This window comes from Streptomyces narbonensis (genome assembly GCF_014649015.1).
GTDB classification, from domain to species: Bacteria; Actinomycetota; Actinomycetes; order Streptomycetales; family Streptomycetaceae; genus Streptomyces; species Streptomyces narbonensis.
In genome coordinates this window covers 671,836-689,085 of the sequence record NZ_BMSF01000001.1, presented here as the reverse complement: position 1 = coordinate 689,085, position 17,250 = coordinate 671,836, and the positions used below count along the sequence as shown (strand labels likewise).

Genomic DNA, 17,250 nt, shown 5'->3' with positions numbered 1-17,250 from the left:
GACCAACAATTCCCCCGACGGTTCTTCGTCCTTGTCCTCACGGGCGCCGGGAGCCGTCCCCAAGAGAGAGTGTGAGGGTGCTCGTACTCGTCGCTCCCGGCCAAGGCGCTCAGACGCCCGGCTTCCTGACTCCCTGGCTCGAACTCCCCGGCGCCGCCGACCGCATCGCGGCCTGGTCCGAGGCCATCGGGCTCGACCTCGTCCACTACGGCACGAAGGCGGACGCGGACGAGATCCGTGACACCGCCGTGGCACAGCCGCTGCTCGTCGCCGCCGGCCTGCTCTCCGCCGCGGCCCTCGGTGACGTGGCGCCCGGCGCCGTCGCCGGTCACAGCGTCGGCGAGATCACCGCCGCCGCGTTCGCCGGTGTCCTCGACGACACCGCCGCGCTGCGTCTCGTCCGGACCCGTGGTCTCGCGATGGCCGAGGCCGCCGCGATCACCGCGACCGGCATGTCGGCGCTGCTCGGCGGCGAACCCGAGGTGACCGTCCCGCACCTGGAGAAGCTCGGCCTGACCGCGGCCAACGTGAACGGCGCCGGCCAGATCGTGGCCGCCGGCACGCTGGAGCAGCTCGCCGACCTCGCCACGGACAAGCCCGAGGGCGTCCGCCGGGTCGTCCCGCTCAAGGTCGCCGGCGCCTTCCACACGCACCACATGGCTCCCGCGGTCGCGAAGCTGGAGGAGGCGGCCGCCGCGCTGTCCCCGGCGGACCCGACCGTGACGTACGTGTCCAACAAGGACGGGCGGACCGTCGCCACCGGTGCCGAGGTCCTCGCGCGCCTGGTCGGCCAGGTCGCGAACCCGGTCCGCTGGGACCTGTGCATGGAGACCTTCCAGGAGCTCGGCGCGACCGCCCTGATCGAGGTGTGCCCCGGCGGCACTCTCACCGGCATCGCCAAGCGCGCCCTGCCGGGCGTGGCCACGGTCGCCCTCAAGACCCCCGACGACCTCGACGCGGCCCGTACGCTCATCGCCCAGCACGCGGCCGTCTGAGAAGGAGTGTCGAGAAGCATGTCGAAGATCAAGCCCAGCAAGGGCGCCCCGTACGCGCGGATCCTGGGTGTCGGCGGCTACCGCCCGACCCGGGTCGTGCCGAACGAGGTGATCCTCGAGACGATCGACTCGTCCGACGAGTGGATCCGCTCACGCTCCGGCATCTCCACCCGCCACTGGGCCTCTCCGGAGGAGACCGTCACCGCCATGTCGGTGGAGGCCTCCGGCAAGGCCATCGCCGACGCCGGGATCACCCCGGAGCAGATCGGCGCCGTGGTCGTCTCCACGGTCTCGCACTTCAAGCAGACCCCGGCCGTGGCCACCGAGATCGCCGACAAGATCGGCGCCGGGAAGCCGGCCGCGTTCGACATCTCCGCCGGCTGCGCGGGCTTCGGCTACGGCCTGACGCTCGCCAAGGGCATGATCGTCGAGGGTTCCGCGGAGTACGTCCTCGTCATCGGCGTCGAGCGGCTCAGCGACCTGACGGATCTGGAGGACCGCGCGACGGCCTTCCTGTTCGGCGACGGCGCCGGTGCCGTGGTCGTCGGCCCCTCGGACGAGCCGCACATCGGCCCGACCGTCTGGGGCTCCGAGGGCGACAAGTCCGAGACGATCAAGCAGACCGTGCCGTGGAACGAGTTCCTCCCCCAAGCTCTCGACTCCGCTCGAGCAGGGGGGACCCCCAGTGGCGACGTCTCGAAGCTGCCCCTCAACGAGGCCGGCGACATCAAGTTCCCCGCCATCACGCAGGAGGGTCAGGCGGTCTTCCGCTGGGCCGTCTTCGAGATGGCGAAGGTCGCCCAGCAAGCGATGGACGCCGCCGGCATCACGGCGGACGACCTGGACGTCTTCATCCCGCACCAGGCGAACATGCGGATCATCGACTCGATGGTGAAGACCCTGAAGCTGCCGGAGCACGTCACGGTCGCCCGTGACGTGGAGACCACCGGCAACACCTCGGCCGCCTCGATTCCGCTCGCGATGGAGCGGCTCCTGGCGACCGGGAAGGCGAAGAGCGGCGACACCGCGCTCGTCATCGGCTTCGGGGCGGGTCTCGTCTACGCCGCGACGGTCGTTACCCTCCCCTAGGCACCCGGATCCTCCGGAAGCCCCCTTTACCGAAGTAACCGCAAGAAGGAGCGCCACTATGGCTCACACCCAGGAGCAGATCGTCGAGGGTCTCGCCGAGATCGTCAACGAGATCGCCGGCATCCCGGTCGAAGACGTCCAGCTGGACAAGTCCTTCACCGACGACCTGGACGTCGACTCCCTGTCCATGGTCGAGGTCGTCGTCGCCGCCGAAGAGCGCTTCGACGTCAAGATCCCGGACGAGGACGTCAAGAACCTCAAGACGGTCGGCGACGCCGCCGGCTACATCCTGAAGCACCAGGCCTGATTCGGCCCCTGCTGACTCGGTCCGCCACCCGGCGGTGGCGCCGTATTCCGACCATCACACACATGGAGAACGAATTCCTGTGAGCTCGACCAATCGCACCGTGGTCGTCACCGGTATCGGCGCAACCACACCGCTGGGTGGCGACTCCGCAACGACCTGGGAAGGTCTGCTTGCGGGACGCTCCGGCGTCAAGCCCCTGGAGGGCGAGCGCTTCGCGGAGCTGCCCGTCCAGATCGCCGCGGCCGCCGCCGTCGACCCCGGTGACGTCCTGCCCCGCCCGCTCGCCCGCAAGCTGGACCGCTCGGCGCAGTTCGCCGTGATCGCGGCCCGCGAGGCCTGGGCCGACGCGGGCTACACCGCCCCCGCCGGCGAGGACGAGAAAATCGTGCCCGAGCGGCTCGGTTCCGTCATCGCCTCCGGCATCGGCGGTGTCACCACGCTGCTCGACCAGTACGACGTGCTGAAGGAGAAGGGCGTACGCCGCGTCTCCCCGCACACCGTGCCCATGCTCATGCCGAACAGCCCCTCCGCCAACGTCGGTCTGGAGGTGAACGCCCGCGCGGGCGTCCACACCCCGGTCTCCGCGTGCGCGTCGGGTGCCGAGGCGATCGGCTACGCCGTCGAGATGATCCGCACCGGCCGTGCCGACGTGGTCATCGCCGGCGGTACCGAGGCCGCGATCCACCCGCTGCCGATCGCCGCCTTCGCCAACATGATGGCGATGTCCAAGAACAACGAGGAGCCGACGAAGGCCTCGCGTCCGTACGACACCGGCCGGGACGGCTTCGTCCTCGGCGAGGGCGCGGGCGTCGTGATCCTGGAGTCCGAGGAGCACGCGAAGGCGCGCGGCGCGCGCATCTACTGCGAGGTCCTCGGCCAGGGCCTGTCGGCCGACAGCCACCACATCGCGCAGCCCGAGCCGACCGGCCGGGGCATCGCCGCCGCGATGCAGAACCTGCTCGACTCGACGGACCTCAAGCCGTCCGAGGTCGTCCACCTCAACGCGCACGCCACGTCGACGCCGCAGGGTGACGTCGCCGAGATCAAGGCGCTGCGGAAGGTCCTGGGCGACGACCTCGACCACGTCGCGATCTCCGCGACCAAGTCGATGACCGGTCACCTCCTGGGCGGCGCCGGCGGCATCGAGACCGTCGCGACGGTCCTGGCGCTGCACAACCGCCTGGCCCCGCCGACGATCAACGTCGACGAGCTGGACCCCGAGGTCGACGCGGACATCGTCCGCGGCGAGCCCCGCGCGCTCCCCCAGGGCACGATCGCCGCGATCAACAACAGCTTCGGCTTCGGCGGCCACAACGTGGTCCTGGCGTTCCGCACGGTCTGATCGCCTGATCCCCGCCTGACGACGGAGGCCCACCCCCTGCACGGGGGTGGGCCTCCGTCGTGTTCCGTCCCGCTGTCAGCGCAGGGCGAAGGCCGCCGGTTCGGCCGACATGTTGATCTGGTTGAGGACGACGTGGCCGCCGGTGACGGGGAGCAGTAGCGGCCTGATGGAGACCGCCGGGAGCTCGGGCGTGTCGGGCTTCAGGACGGTGGACACCCTGCCGTCGGCGGGTTCGAGGAGAGTGATCGTGTCGCCGTACGCGAGGCAGGCGACGCGGCCATCGGGCTCGGCGGCGATCGCTGTCGCGCCTTCCTCGCGGTGCGTCCAGGCCTTCTTGCCGTCCTTCAGGGAGAACGCCACGACGGCCCTCGACCCCATCGGGGCCTTCTCGGCGAGCGTGATCAGGAGCCCGTCGACGGCGAGGGGCCGGCCGGCGAAGCCGTCGCCCACGTCCCCGTGGGCGGAGAGGACTCCCTCCGGTCCGGTGAGCGGTACGGACACGGTCGGGGCTCCTTCGTCGTCGAAGCCCAGGAAGGCGTGGGTGCCGCGGGCGTCCGCCTCGTCGACCGCGACGACCGCCGGGGTGACGGAGACCAGCGAAGCCGTGGCCGGCGACTCGACGGGCAGGTCCCGGGTCCACCGCTGGGCGCCCGTACGGGTGTCGAGGGCGAGGAGTCGCGCGCCCGTGCCGCACTGTTCGACGAGGAGGGTGCGGGTGGCGTCGGCGTCGAGCGTCAGGGGCCGGCATCCCTTGGGCGCCGGGCGCTGCCAGCGCTGCTCGCCGGACTCGGTGGAGCGGGCCCGTACGGCTCCGTCCTCGGCGGTGACGGCGGTGGTGCCGCCGACTGCGAGCGCGTGGCCGACGAGGCCCGTCCCGGCGAGCTTCCGCTTCCACATGACTTTGCCGTCGGAGGTCCGGACGGCGAGCAGGGTCGCGCAGGGCTTCTCGTGCCGGCCGTGCGCGACGAGCCCGATGCCCTCCTCGGTGTCCGGGGTGATCGCGCACAGGGCCTCGCGGGTGGGTGCGGGCACGCTCCACCGGACGGAGCCGTCGGCGGCGTCGTAGGCGAAGAGGCCGTCGATCCGCCCCTGGGCGACGGTCGGGCCGAGGGTCCAGGCACCGACGCCCTCGTCGTACTTCTGGCCGACGGCGGGGACCGTCCACGCGACGGCCGTGTCCTCGGCGAGGGAGGAGGGCGCCGCGGACCGCCCGGACGGCGTGGACTGTGCGGACGTCGACGGGCCGCCCTTCGCGTTCCCCCCGCCGCCTCGCTCGTCCTCGTCCCCGGACGTGGCCGCCCAGATGCCGGCGGCGAGGACGGCTACGGACCAGGCCACGACGGCGGCGACGAAGGAGGAGGAGGAGGAGGAACGGCCCGGCGTGGCGGTGCCGTCGGGGCTCGGGTGGCCGCGCGGTACCGCGTCCTGCGGCTCGGTGTCCGGTGTCCGCGCGCCCCCGGCCGTACGGCGCGTCGCCGCGAGGACGGTCACCCCGACGGCCGCGAGGACCAGGGCGCAGACCGCCGCCGCCCAGCCCGTCGGCCACCCGCCGGCGACGACTCCCGCCCCGAGGAGCACCGCCGCCGCGCCGAACGCGGCCCCCGACAGCGCCACGGCGCCCGTGGCGGGCCCCCTGCGTTGAGGTGTCACTTCTCTCCCGCCCGGCGCGCCCCCTGCGTGCCCGGGCGGAATCTACAACGCGCGGGTGAAGCCCATCAGACGACTTGGTGAAGCCAGCGGACCGGCGCGCCCTCGCCCGCGTACCGGAAGGGCTCCAGCTCGTCGTCCCAGGGCTTCCCGAGGAGTCTGGCGACCTCGGCCTCCAGCTGCGTCTCGCCCTGGAGGGAGCGCGCCAGGGCGGCCCGCAGCCGGTCCTCGGGGATCAGGATGTCGCCGTGCATGCCGGTGACGGCGTGGAAGATGCCCAGGTCGGGGGTGGCGCTGTAGCGCTCGCCCTCGGCGGTGGGGCAGGGCTCCGCGGTCACCTCGAAGCGGAGCATCTGCCAGCCGCGCAGCGCGGAGGCGAGTTTGGAGGCGGTGCCGGTCTGCCCCTTCCAGGAGAACTCGGCTCTCCAGGTGCCGGGGGACGCCGGCTGGCGGATCCAGTCGAGCTGGACCCTCGCACCGAGGACACCCGCGACCGCCCATTCGACGTGCGGGCACAGCGCGCGCGGTGCGGAGTGTACGTACAGGACTCCACGTGTCGTCACCGGGACCTCCAGTGTGGGACGAGGTTCGCCTTCCCAGCGGCCTCAGTTAACAGCATCCGGAGTAAAACATCGCAAACCCTCAAAAAGGGGACAGCATGTGACGTGATGTAATTTACCGGAGCCCGTCGGCGAAGGCGCCTCTGGTTCGACGGGGGAAAAGCTACCGTGCCGCACCGTCATCGGTGTGACGTACGGTCGGTCCGAGGGCCCGGGAACACGAACCTTTCACCCACCAGGACGCCGAAGGAGGGGCCGGGGATGCGCGGTCGACGCAGAATCCGTACCGCAGCCGTCTCCGCGGCGGCGGCGCTGCTGTGCGCGGGGACGGTCGCGGGCTGCACGGCCGGGAGCCCGGGCGCGGCGGATCCGGCCGAGAGCCGCGCCCCGGCGGCCGCCCGGACGCCCGCCCGGACGCCCGTGCCGAGTCCGACGCCGGACTCGCTGTGGGACGTCTCGCCCGGCTCCGTCGCCGCCGTCGGCGATTCCGTCACTCGCGCCTTCGACGCCTGCGCGGTCCTCGCGGACTGCCCCGAGGTGTCCTGGGCGACCGGGACGGACGCGGCCGTCAACAGCCTGGCGCTGCGGCTCCTCGGCCCCGCGAAGGTGGCCACGCGCAGCTGGAACCTGGCGCGGACGGGGGCGCGGATGGCGGAGCTGCCCGAGCAGATGGCGGGGGCGGCGGCCGAGAAGCCGGAGCTGGTGACGGTGATGATGGGCGCCAACGACGCCTGCCGGCCGACGCCGGCACTCATGACCCCGGTCGACGACTTCCGCTTCTCCTTCGAGACGGCGCTGGCCAGGCTGCGGGCGGGCGCGCCGAAGGCGCAGGTGTACGTGTCGAGCGTGCCGGACCTGAAGCACCTGTGGTCGACGGGGCGGCTCAGCCCGGCGGGCCTTGAGGTGTGGAAGCTGGGGATCTGCGGCTCGATGCTGAAGGACGCGGAGGATCTGGGCCCCGCGGCGGAGCGGCGCCGGACGGCGGTGCGGGCGCGGGTCGTGGCGTACAACAAGGTCCTGGAGGAGGTCTGCGCCGAGGACGAGCGCTGCCGGTACGACGGCGGGGCGGTCTTCGGTTTCCGGTTCGACGGCGGGCAGTTGAGCCCGTGGGACTGGTTCCATCCGAGCCGGGACGGGCAGGCGCGGCTCGCGGAGCTCGCGTACCGGCGGATCACGAAGGAGTGAGGAGCCCCGGGACGGTTGTCAGGTGCCGTCCCGGGGCCCGGTCCACGGGGATCGGAGGTCAGATCTCCAGGGTGGCGGTCAGGCGGGCGTCCACGAGGGAGTGGGCCGCGACGACCTCGTAGGCACCGGGGACGAAGGTCCAGTCGTCCTTCTCCTCGTCCCAGATCTCGAAGGCGCGGCGGGACAGCGCGATCTCGGTCTCGACGGTCTCGCCGGGCCCGGCCTCGACGCCCGTGAAGGCGGCGAGCCAGCGCGCCGGGCGCTCCACCGTCGCGCTCGGCGCGCCGGTCGACGCCGTGGAGACGGGCACCAGGTAGATCTGGACGACCTCGCGGCCGGTGCGGTCGCCGGTGTTGGTGAGCCGGACCGTGACCGTCTCGGGGGTGGCGGTCAGGGAGTCGTACGACCAGGTCGTGTAGCCGAGGCCGTGGCCGAAGGCGTACGCGGGGGTGACGCCGGCCCTGTCCCAGGCGCGGTAGCCGATGAAGACGCCCTCGCTGTAGTCGAGTACGCCCTCGGCGGGGGTGACCTCGGTGACGGGGGCGTCGGCGAGGACGGCGGGCCAGGTGGTGGGGAGGCGGCCGCCGGGCTCTTCGGCGCCGGTGAGGACGTCGGCGAGGGCGTCGCCGCCCTCCTGGCCGGGGAACCAGCTGAGCAGGATCGCGGCCACGTCCTCGCGCCACGGCATCTCGACCGGGGAGCCGGCGTTGACGACGACGACGGTGTTCGGGTTGGCGGCGGCGACGGCCCGTACGAGGTCGTCCTGGCGGCCTGGGAGGGCGAGGTCCTTGCGGTCGAAGCCCTCGGACTCGACGCGCTCGGTGGTGGCGACGACCACGACGGCGGTGTCGGCGGCGCGGGCGGCCTCGACGGCTTCGGTGATCAGTTCGTCGGGGTCCCGGCGCGGACCGAGGTGGACGAAGGAGAACATGACGGCCGGCAGCGGGGCCGCGAACTCCTTGTCGAGGGTGTGGAGGAGGGAGACCTCGACGGTCTCGCCCTCGGTGAGCGCGACCTTGGCGCGCTCGACCGGGGAGCCGAAGAAGGCCTCGAAGGGGTCGGTCTCGGGGCCCATCGCCTGGACGCCGTCGAAGACGGTCTCGCCGGCGACGGCGAGGGTGAAGGCGCCGAGGCCACGGGTGCCGAAGGAGTGCTCGCCGGTCTCGCGCGGGGTGAAGGTGCCGAGGACCTCGATGGAGGCGAGGGTCTCGTGGGTGACGCCGGCGGGCAGGTCGTCGCCGATCCACTGGACCTGGCCGTTGGGCAGGGTGCCCTCGCCGAGGACCCGGCCCTCGGCGTCGCGGCAGCGGGCGCGGAGGGTGAAGCCCTGTTCGGCGGGGGTGAGTTCCTCGCTGGGGTCGGCGCCGATCGTGAAGGTGAGCGCGCCGTCGGGCAGGGCGGCGGTGAGGCCGGCGAGCGGGGAGACGACGTGGTCGGGGAAGACCTGGGCGGAGCCGCCGCCGAGGACGCGGGCGTCGCGGGCGGCGGCGCCGGAGAGGGCGACCGTGCCGTCCCTGAGGGGCAGGGCACCGTTCTCGTTGCGGACGAGGACGAAGCCGCGGCGGGCGATCTCGCGGGCGAGGGCGTCGCCGTCGATGGCGGCGGGGTGCTCGGTGACGGCCGCCGGGGCGCCTTCGAGGGCGCCGACGCGGGCGGCGAGCCGCAGGACGTTGCGTACGGCCGCGTCGACGGTGGCCTCCTCGACCTCGCCGGCGCGCACGGCGGCGGCCAGGGCCTCGCCGTAGACGGTCCGCGGGCCCGGCATGGCGACGTCGAGACCGCCCTCGATGTCGCCGGTGGTGGAGCGGGCGGCCATCCAGTCGGAGACGTTGTAGCCGTCGAAGCCCCAGTCGCCGCGCAGGACCTCGTTGACGAGGTGGCGGTGCTCGGTCATCGTCACGCCGTTGACCTGGTTGTAGGCGGTCATGATGCCCCAGGGGTGGGCGTTCTTGACGATGGCCTCGAAGGGGGCGAGGTAGAGCTCGCGGAGCGGGCGCGCGGTGACCTTGTTGTCGACGGTGAAGCGGTCGGTCTCGGCGTCGTTGGCGACGAAGTGCTTGACGGTGGTGCCGACGCCGCCGTCCTGGACGCCCTGGACGTAGCCGGTGCCGATCTCGCCGGTGAGGTACGGGTCCTCGCTGTACGCCTCGAAGTGGCGGCCGCCCAGGGGCGAGCGGTGCAGGTTGACGGTGGGCGCGAGGAGGACGTGGACGCCCTTGCGGCGGGCCTCCTGTGCGAGGAGCCGGCCGGCGCGGCGGGCGAGCCCGGGGTCCCAGGCCGCGGCGAGTGCGGTCGGGGACGGCAGGGCGACGGACGGGTCGTCGGCGGTCCAGCGAACGCCTCGGACGCCTATGGGCCCGTCGGACATGACCAGCGACTTCAGGCCGATCTCCGGCAGGGCGGGCAGGGACCACATGTCCTGGCCGCCGAGCAGCCGCGTCTTGCTGTCCAGGTCGAGCTTGCCGAGCGCCGCCTCGACGGCAGCGTTCCGCGCGGTCTCCGCGCTGTTCTCCGCCATGGCCGTACCTCCTCGTTGACGTACCGATGACCCCGATGCGCCCATCGTGCACCCACCTACCTGTAGATCGGTAGGTTCCGTGATGATTCCGTTATCTGGATGGAGTGGTGACCGGGTACCGTCCTCCTGTTGGGACGACCCTGTGAGAGGAGGCCACGGCGATGGTGCGGGCCAGAAGCGAGGAGCGGCGGGCGGAGATCCTGCGCGCCGCTCTCGAAGTGATCGCCGAGCGCGGCTACCGGGGCGCGACCCTCGGCTCCGTCGCCGAGCGCGTCGGGCTGACGCAGCAGGGGCTGCTGCACTACTTCCCGACGAAGGAGGCCCTGCTCATCGCGGTCCTGGAGGAGCGCGACCGGTGGGACACGAGCGGCGGCCGGGACCGGGAGGGCTGGCGGCTCGACCTGCTCGAATCGCTCGTCGAGTACAACGCGATGCGGCCCGGGATCGTGCAGACCTTCTCCGCCCTGCTCGGCGAGAGCATCACGGACGAGCACCCGGCGCGCGCCTTCTTCACCGAGCGGTACACACAGGTGCGGGCGAACATGGCGCAGGTGCTGCGTCTGGAGTTCGGCGACCGGCTGCCGAGCGGGCTGAGCCCGGAGCGGGCGGCGCCGCTCCTGACGGCGATGATGGACGGGCTGCAGTACCAGTGGCTCCTGGACCCCTCGGCGGTGGACATGCCGGCCGCCTTCCGGGACTTCCTGCACCTCCTGCACGGAGGCGAGGAGCGTCCGTAGGGGTACGGGGGCGGGGCCCCCGGACACCCCCTAGCGGATGACGGCCGACAGGTCCTCGCCGAGCAGGGCCGGATCCCGGGTGAGCGCGGTGTGGACGGACCGCAGGACGGGGAGTTCCGTCACCGCGGTCGCCAGGGCGACGTCCTTGGCCGCGAGGGCGACCGGGAAGTGCGAGCCGGTGGCGGTGGCGCGGGCCACGGCGCCGGAGAGCGGCCCCTGGGAGAGCATCCGGAGGGCGAGTTCGCGGGGCAGGCCGAGCGCCCCGGCGAGCGCGAGCACCTCGGCGACCAGCGCGACCCCGCCGATGGCGGCGTCGATGAGGACCAGCTTGAGGGCGGCGCCGGTGCCGGGGCCGCCGCACGGCGTGACCTGGCCGAGCCGGTCGAGGACGGCGGCGACGGGAGTGGTGTCGCCGCCCGCGAGGATCAGCAGTTCGCCCGCGGCCGCCCGGTCCACGCTGCCCATGACGGGCGCGTCGATCAGGGTGACCCCCTCGGGGAGCCGGGCGGCCAGGGCGCGGACGGCGTCGGGGCCGATGGTCGAGGTGTCGATCCAGTGGGTGCCGGGGCGCAGGGCCGGGAGGAGGTCGTCCGCGACGGCGAGGGCGGCGGCCGGGTCCGCGAGCATGGTGATGACGACATCGGCGTCGCGGACGGCATCGGCGGCGCTCGCGGCGCGCACGGCGCCGTCCGCGACCAGCGCGTCGGCCTTGGCGGCCGTGCGGTTCCAGACGGTCAACGGGTGCCCGGCGTCGAGGAGCCGGCGGGCCATGGGGAGGCCCATGGAGCCGAGACCGATGAAGGCGATCTTCTGCTGTGCGCTGTTCATGGGGACGACGCTAGGCAAGGCCCTCCCATGCGACAAGCGAATGTCTAGCATGGCAGCCATGCCGAATGGTCATGTCCTGTACGAGGTCTTCCTCGCCGTCGCCCGCGAGGGGTCCTTCACCGCCGCCGCCCGCACCCTCGGGTACACCCAGTCCGCGGTCTCGCGCCAGGTCCAGGCCCTGGAGGACGAGACGGGTGCGGTGCTGTTCGAGCGGCTGCCGCGCGGGGTGCGCCCGACCGAGGCGGGCCGGGTGCTGCTGCCGCACGCCGAGGCCGTACGGGACCGGCTGCTCGCCGCCCGGACCGAACTGGAGGCGCTGCGCACCCTGGAGGGCGGGCTGCTCCGGCTCGGGTCGTTCTCCAGCGCCAACGCGGCGCTCGTCCCCCGTACGCAGGCCGTGTTCCGCGGCCGGCACCCGGGGGTGAAGGTCACCCGCACCGAGGGACCGTCCGTGAAGCATCTGGGGCAGCTCGCCGCCGGGGAGCAGGACCTCGCGGTGGTCGCCCCGGCCTTGGCCACTCCCCCGCCGGAGGGCGTGACGCTGCATCACCTCCTCGACGAGCCGATGCTGGTGGCCCTGGAACGCGGACACGCGCATGCGGGTCGGCGGGCGGTGCGGCTGGCCGAGCTGGCCGCCGAGGAGTGGATCGTCGGCGCCGAGCGGTTGGAGGACACCCTCTTCCGCCCGGCCGTCGCCGCCGGCTTCCGGCCGCGTACCGGACTCCTCGCGCACGACTGGATCGCCAAGCTCGGCGCGGTCGCCGCCGGTCTCGGCATCACGCTCGTCCCGGCGCTCGCGGCGGCGTCCGTCCCCCGGGAGGTCGCCCTCGTCACGATCCACCCGGACGACGTCCCGTACCGGCGGGTCTGCGCGGCGACCCCGTCGACGCCGACCGCGGCGGCGAGCGCCTTCCTCGGGCTGCTGCGGGAGACGGCGGAGGCGATGCGCCGGTCCCGGGGGTTCCCGGGAGGCGGGCGGGCGGGATGATGGGGGCATGATCGTCGCAGCCACCCAGTTCGCCCCGGTCGCCGGGGACATCGACGCCAACGTCCGTACGATCGCCGGGCTCGTCCGGGCCGCCGGGACCGAGGGGGCCCGGGTGGTCGTCTTCGCCGAGCTCTGCCTCAGCGGGTACGAGCCGTCCCTGATCCGGGACACTCCCGCTCTCGTCCTCACCGAGGACGACCCGCGCCTCGAACCGGTACGGGCCGCCTGCCGGGAGGTCTCGGCGGCGGCCGTGGTCAACGGGCCCGTGCGGACGGCCGACGGGCGGACCGGGGTCACCTCGCTGGTGATCGGTCCCGACGGCGGGCTCCTCGCCCGCTACGACAAGCAGCACCTGTACGGGATCGAGAAGGAGGTCTTCGCGCCGGGAACGGCCGACGGGCGGTTCGCGCTCGACGGGGTCCGGTTCGCGACGGCCACCTGCTACGACAACCGCTTCCCCGAGCTCGCCGAGCGGGCGGCTGCGGACGACTGCGCGGTGTATCTGGCGAGTTCGGTGCTCACGGCCGACAACGACTCGTTCGAGACGGTGTATCCGGTACGGGCCCGGGACTTCGGCCTGTACGTGGTGCTCGGCAATGTCCTCGGGTCCAACGAGGACGGCGTGGGCGGCGGCGCCGCCGGGGTCTGGGGTCCGGACGGCGGGCGGATCGCCGACGCGGGCCCGGAGAAGCCGGGGTTCGTGCTCGCCGAGGTCGGCTGACCGGCGGCCGGCGGATCCGGCGGGACGGGTTCACGGGAAGGAGCCGGGCGGCCGTCGGGACATACGGCCGCCCGGCTCGGGGAGGTCCGTCACGGGACCCCCGGCCCGTGACGGTGCCCCGTCCCCGTTACGGGGCGCTCAGGCCCAGCGTGTACGCGCCGGAGCCGCTGTACGCGTGGACCACGTACCGGTAGTAGCCCGCGGTGCCGTAGTAGCTGGTGTTCTCGTCGGCGGTCGCCGTGCCGCCGACCGCCACGTCCACCCAGCCCGACCCGTTCCACTTCTGCAGGTAGAGGTCGAAGTCGGTGCCGGCCGGGCCGCGCAGGCAGCCCGCGTGGGTGCCGGAGGTCGCCGAGTAGTAGTACGAGCCGTCTGGCTGCACCCCGGTCTGGCCGGACGTCAGGCTGCCCTGGTAGCTGTACTCGGAGTTCGCGCAGCCGGTGGGCGGCGTCGTGGTGCCGACCGACAGCTGGTAGGTGACGGTGTGGGTGGCGGAGCCCGTACCGGTGACGGTGATCGGGTAGGTGCCGTTGGCCGTGCCGGCCGCGACCTGCACGGTCATCGTGGAGGAGGAGCCGGAGGTCACCGAGGAGGGGCTGAAGGAGACGGTGACACCGCTCGGGGCGCCGCTCGCGGAGAGCTGGACGGTCTGAGCGCTGCCGCCGGTGGTGCTCGTGTTCACCGTCGAGGTGACGGAGGCACCCGGCTGGACCGAGCCCGTGGCCGGGTTCAGGGCGAGCGAGAAGTCCGGGTTGGTGGTGCCGCCGCAGTCGGTCTCACCGGACTGGGCCGGGACGCCGATCGCGTTCCACGCCGCCTTCACCGCGTTGCACTCGACGCTGCCGTAGGTGTTCTTGGCGCTGGTCAGCGTGGCCTTGCGGGCGGCGAGGTGGTTCCAGGAGGAGGTCTTCATGAGCAGCGCGCCCATGAAGACCTTGCCGGCCTTCTGGATGCCGATGCCGGTCACGGAGGAGGGACCACCGGAACATATGGGGCTGTTGGGCTTGCCGTTGCCCGGGTTGGAGCCCTCGGCGAGGAGGTAGAACCAGTGGTTCTGCGGGCCGGCCGCCGCGTGCACCTCGGTGCCGGAGGTCAACTGGGTGTAGCAGTTCGGGTCGTTGTTGATGAGCGACGGGTTGTACATGTTGCGGATCGGCTGGTTGTTGCCGGTGAAGTTCAGTTCCTCGCCGACGGTGTAGTCGGGGGTGTCGTTCGGGTTGTTGGCGAAGTGCTCGGTGAGCGCGCCGAAGATGTCGCCGGTCGACTCGTTCATGCCGCCGTTCTCGTTGGACGAGCCGGCGCTGCCCGGGGTCCGGTCGAAGATCTCGTGGCCGTACTCGTGCGCCACGACGTCGATGCCGGTGAGCTGGTTGGTGCCGTTCTGGTTGCGGCCGTACGTGGTCTTCGTACCGTCGTAGTACGCGTTGACCTGGCTGAGTCCGGCGCGGGCCGGGACCATGCCGCCCTGGCCGTTGATGCCGTTGTAGCCGAGCCACTGCTTGAGCATGTCGGACTCGCGCTGGGCCGCGTACATGATGTCGACGCAGGCGGTGACCAGGTCGTTGGCGCCGTTGTTGCCCCAGGGCGAGGAGCCCGTGTAGGCGCTGCCGTTCTGGCCGCCGCACTTGAAGCCGCCGCGGCTGGTGTCGGTCATGGAGCTCGCGGCGGTGTCGATGGTGACGTTGCCGTTGTGGTAGCCACGGCCGTCGGCGTGCTGGACCTTGTCGGTGGCCTGGGCGATGGAGCCGGTGCGCGCGTCGACGTAGGTGTCGAGGGCGCTCGGCACGTTCTGCGCGGTCTGGCCGACGACCCGGGTGTGCCAGGTCAGCACGGCCTTGCCGCCCTTGAGGAGCACGGTCAGCTCGGGGGCGCTCGCGCTCTCCACGGAGGCGAGCTGCTCGCGTGCGGTGGCGAGGGCGGCGTCGGCCGTCACCTTGGCCTTGGTGGAGACCTTGATGGCGGGGGCCTTGGCACCGGTCACGTCGCGGACCTTGCCGGCGCTGTCGGAGACGACGACCGCGTCGCCGCCGACGACCGGGAGGCCGCGGTAGGTGCGCTCGTACGCGGCGAAGTAGAGGCCGTTGGACCAGGGGGTGACGGAGGTGCGGACGAGTTCCTCGTCGGCGCCGTGCCGCAGCTCGTCGAGGCCGCTGGCCGCGGCGCCGTCGGCGGCGGCGAGCGCGAGGGACTTGCCGTGGCCCGGGGGTACGGGCTGCGCCTGCGGGGCCGCGGTGGCGGTGCCGGCGAGGGCGGTCGCGAGGCTCGCCGAGAGCGCCAGGGCGGCCACGGCCGCCGTGATTCTGCTGGGGTGCAACGTCTGCTCCGATCGGGGTGGGATCGTGGTGGGGGAGACGGATCGTCGCGCCGAGTATGGGCGTGGACATGGCCAGTTCGGGACATCTCATCCGGCATAAGACGCGGGTTATGGTGCGGCCGTCCGGTGCTGCGTACGCTGCTGAAATGCAGCTGGAGTTGAGGCATCTGGAGGCCGTCTGCCGGATAGCGGAGGCGGGCAGTCTGGGGCGTGCGGCCGGCCGGCTCGGGGTCTCGCAGCCGGCTCTCTCGGCACAGCTGAAGCGGATCGAACGGGTCGCGGGCGGGGAGCTGTTCCTGCGCGGGCGGCACGGTGTGGAGCCCACTCCGCTGGGCGAGTTCGTGCTGTCGAAGGCGCGGCTGGTGCTCGGCGAGATGGACGCGCTGGCCGCCGGGGCGCGGGCCGTCTCCCCGCACACCCCGCTGCGCCTGGGCTGCATCCTGCTCGTCCTCGTCGACGGGCTGCTCGGGGAGTTGGAGCGGGTCATCGCGGGGCAGGAGATCGCGGTGACGGTGGAGCACTCGGCGACGACGCTGACCCGGCAGCTCGGTGCGGGGCGGTACGACGCCGTGCTGTACGGGGAGGTCAACGACCACGAGGTGCCGCTGCCGGAGGGCACGACGGCCCGGACCCTGGTGGCCAAGGAGCCGTTCTGCGTGCGGCTCTCGGCCGGGCATCCGCTGGCCGGGAAGGAGCGGATCGCGCTGGCCGAGCTGGCCGGCGAGGACTGGATGACGCTGGTGGAGGACGACGACGGCGGCCCCGAGGCGCTGGTCGCGGCCTGCGCGCGGGCCGGGTTCACTCCCTCGCTGCGGCACCGGGTGGCCGACCGGAAGATGCACTACGACCTGATCGCGGCGGGCCGGGCCATCTCGATGAGCCAGCCGACGGCGCCGGCCGCGGCGGGCACGGTGCTGCGGCCGCTGGAGGGCGACCCGGTCCTGGGGCGGATCCGGCTGGCCTGGAACCGGGCGGCCGTCCCGGCCCCGCACGCGGAGCTGCTGTACCGGGCGGCGGGCCGGGCCTATCTGGCGAACGTGGACAACAACGCCTTCTACCGGGACTGGTGGGACGCGCGGCCGGAGCTGCACCCGGTCCTCGACGCCTGAGGCACCCGGCCCTCACGCCGCGGGCGGCGCGGACCGGGTGCCGTCGGTGCCCTGAGGGTCCTAGGCGTCCTAGGCGCCCTAGGCGTCCGGGTTCCTAGTCGTAGGAGAGGTCGCCGGCCACGTAGCGGCAGGTGGTGCCGTCCGGGCCGGTGCCGATCTCCTTGGGCTCCTTGCCGGTGTTGTTGCCGGTGAAGCGGGTGCACGGCTTGATCTTCTTCTTGGTGTCGCCGTGAATGCGGATGTTGCGCAGGCTCGCGGTGTCGCCGTAGTTGGCGTTGACCCCGACGATCGACTTGCCGGGTGCGGTGATGTCGACGTCGTTGATCAGGATCGTGCGGGGGTACTGCTTCTTGCAGTTGCCGCAGGAGCGGACGAGCTTGCCGAAGTCGGCGACCTGGAACTTGTTCACGACCAGCTTGCCGGCGCCGTTGAACTGGAAGACCTTGTCGGACGCGCCCTTCGCGCCGCCGCCGTGGACTGCGTACACCGCCGTCTTCGAGGTGCCCTTGAAGGTGGCGGCGTCCTCACCGACGTTCTCCCACCAGACGTTCTGGAGGGTGCAGCTGCCGAGGCAGTGGACCCCGTCGGCGGCGGGGGTGCCGATGACCACGTTCTTGAGGGTCGCGCCGTCCTTGAGGACGAAGAGGGGCTGCTGGCTCTCGCTCTGCCCGTCGGAGCCGAGCTCCCCGGCTCCGACGAAGCGCTTGAGCTTGCCGTCGTAGGTGCCCGAGACCTCGATGGTCGTGGGGACCGGCGTGCTGCCCTTGGCCTGCGGCCAGGCGGGCAGCGTCGCGGCGCCCGCGGGGGCGAGGAGGCTGGTGGTGACGATCGCCGCGCCGGTGATGCCGAGGGCGCTCAGGCCGCCGACGAGTGCGCGGCGGCGGCCGGTCTTCCGCTTGTGTGACGTCAT

At 72.7% G+C, this 17,250-nt stretch carries 15 protein-coding genes; 9 read left to right on the top strand and 6 right to left on the bottom strand.

What is annotated here, in order from left to right:
* Positions 1 to 77: 77 nt before the first annotated feature.
* The 4 genes from IE124_RS02930 (at position 78) to fabF (ending at position 3,733) form a co-directional block, all read left to right on the top strand.
* The gene (locus IE124_RS02930) at positions 78 to 995 is read left to right on the top strand and encodes an ACP S-malonyltransferase (RefSeq protein ID WP_189504418.1); all 918 of its coding nucleotides are present in this window, start codon (positions 78 to 80) and stop codon (positions 993 to 995) included.
* Between the two features lie 18 nt (positions 996 to 1,013).
* The gene (locus tag IE124_RS02925; RefSeq protein ID WP_189504417.1) at positions 1,014 to 2,084 is read left to right on the top strand and encodes a ketoacyl-ACP synthase III; all 1,071 of its coding nucleotides are present in this window, start codon (positions 1,014 to 1,016) and stop codon (positions 2,082 to 2,084) included.
* Between the two features lie 58 nt (positions 2,085 to 2,142).
* Positions 2,143 to 2,391 carry an acyl carrier protein gene (locus IE124_RS02920; protein WP_150270618.1) on the top strand — a complete coding sequence of 83 codons (249 nt, stop codon included), beginning with the start codon at positions 2,143 to 2,145 and terminating at the stop codon, positions 2,389 to 2,391.
* A gap of 79 nt (positions 2,392 to 2,470) precedes the next feature.
* On the top strand, positions 2,471 to 3,733 hold the full coding sequence (gene fabF / locus IE124_RS02915; protein ID WP_150270616.1) for a beta-ketoacyl-ACP synthase II: 1,263 nt from the start codon (positions 2,471 to 2,473) through the stop codon (positions 3,731 to 3,733).
* A 75-nt stretch (positions 3,734 to 3,808) separates the two neighbouring features.
* Here the strand turns inward: fabF and IE124_RS02910 are convergent, their stop codons facing one another.
* A complete protein-coding gene (locus tag IE124_RS02910; protein ID WP_189504414.1) occupies positions 3,809 to 5,383 on the bottom strand; it encodes an outer membrane protein assembly factor BamB family protein in 1,575 nt (524 codons plus the stop codon).
* 65 nt (positions 5,384 to 5,448) lie between these two features.
* The gene (locus IE124_RS02905) at positions 5,449 to 5,943 is read right to left on the bottom strand and encodes a DUF3145 domain-containing protein (protein WP_055643740.1); all 495 of its coding nucleotides are present in this window, start codon (positions 5,941 to 5,943) and stop codon (positions 5,449 to 5,451) included.
* A gap of 258 nt (positions 5,944 to 6,201) precedes the next feature.
* On the opposite strand from IE124_RS02905, the gene IE124_RS02900 reads away from it, so the two are divergent.
* The gene (locus IE124_RS02900) at positions 6,202 to 7,125 is read left to right on the top strand and encodes an SGNH/GDSL hydrolase family protein (protein WP_189504412.1); all 924 of its coding nucleotides are present in this window, start codon (positions 6,202 to 6,204) and stop codon (positions 7,123 to 7,125) included.
* A gap of 58 nt (positions 7,126 to 7,183) precedes the next feature.
* Here the strand turns inward: IE124_RS02900 and IE124_RS02895 are convergent, their stop codons facing one another.
* Positions 7,184 to 9,643 carry a beta-glucosidase family protein gene (locus tag IE124_RS02895; protein WP_189504409.1) on the bottom strand — a complete coding sequence of 820 codons (2,460 nt, stop codon included), beginning with the start codon at positions 9,641 to 9,643 and terminating at the stop codon, positions 7,184 to 7,186.
* A gap of 161 nt (positions 9,644 to 9,804) precedes the next feature.
* Between IE124_RS02895 and IE124_RS02890 the strand changes: the two genes are divergently transcribed.
* Positions 9,805 to 10,380, top strand: coding sequence for a TetR/AcrR family transcriptional regulator (locus IE124_RS02890; protein ID WP_189504407.1), 576 nt, complete (start codon positions 9,805 to 9,807; stop codon positions 10,378 to 10,380).
* Positions 10,381 to 10,410: 30 nt separating this feature from the next.
* On the opposite strand, the gene IE124_RS02885 is transcribed toward IE124_RS02890, so the two are convergent.
* Complete coding sequence (locus IE124_RS02885; RefSeq protein WP_189504405.1) at positions 10,411 to 11,208, bottom strand: NAD(P)-dependent oxidoreductase; 798 nt, start codon at positions 11,206 to 11,208, stop codon at positions 10,411 to 10,413.
* Positions 11,209 to 11,266: 58 nt separating this feature from the next.
* On the opposite strand from IE124_RS02885, the gene IE124_RS02880 reads away from it, so the two are divergent.
* Together IE124_RS02880 and IE124_RS02875 are read left to right on the top strand one after the other, a co-directional pair.
* Positions 11,267 to 12,196 (top strand): LysR family transcriptional regulator, encoded by a 930-nt coding sequence (locus IE124_RS02880; RefSeq protein WP_229832061.1) that lies wholly within the window; start codon positions 11,267 to 11,269, stop codon positions 12,194 to 12,196.
* A 7-nt stretch (positions 12,197 to 12,203) separates the two neighbouring features.
* Entirely contained in the window at positions 12,204 to 12,917 is a 714-nt protein-coding gene (locus tag IE124_RS02875; protein WP_189504402.1) for a carbon-nitrogen hydrolase family protein, read from the top strand.
* Between the two features lie 127 nt (positions 12,918 to 13,044).
* On the opposite strand, the gene IE124_RS02870 is transcribed toward IE124_RS02875, so the two are convergent.
* Positions 13,045 to 15,231 (bottom strand): M4 family metallopeptidase, encoded by a 2,187-nt coding sequence (locus IE124_RS02870; protein WP_229832058.1) that lies wholly within the window; start codon positions 15,229 to 15,231, stop codon positions 13,045 to 13,047.
* A gap of 146 nt (positions 15,232 to 15,377) precedes the next feature.
* Between IE124_RS02870 and IE124_RS02865 the strand changes: the two genes are divergently transcribed.
* A complete protein-coding gene (locus IE124_RS02865) occupies positions 15,378 to 16,340 on the top strand; it encodes a LysR family transcriptional regulator (RefSeq protein WP_189504400.1) in 963 nt (320 codons plus the stop codon).
* A 94-nt stretch (positions 16,341 to 16,434) separates the two neighbouring features.
* Here IE124_RS02865 and IE124_RS02860 read toward each other — a convergent pair whose 3' ends face one another.
* Positions 16,435 to 17,250, bottom strand: coding sequence for a pectate lyase (locus IE124_RS02860; RefSeq protein ID WP_189504398.1), 816 nt, complete (start codon positions 17,248 to 17,250; stop codon positions 16,435 to 16,437).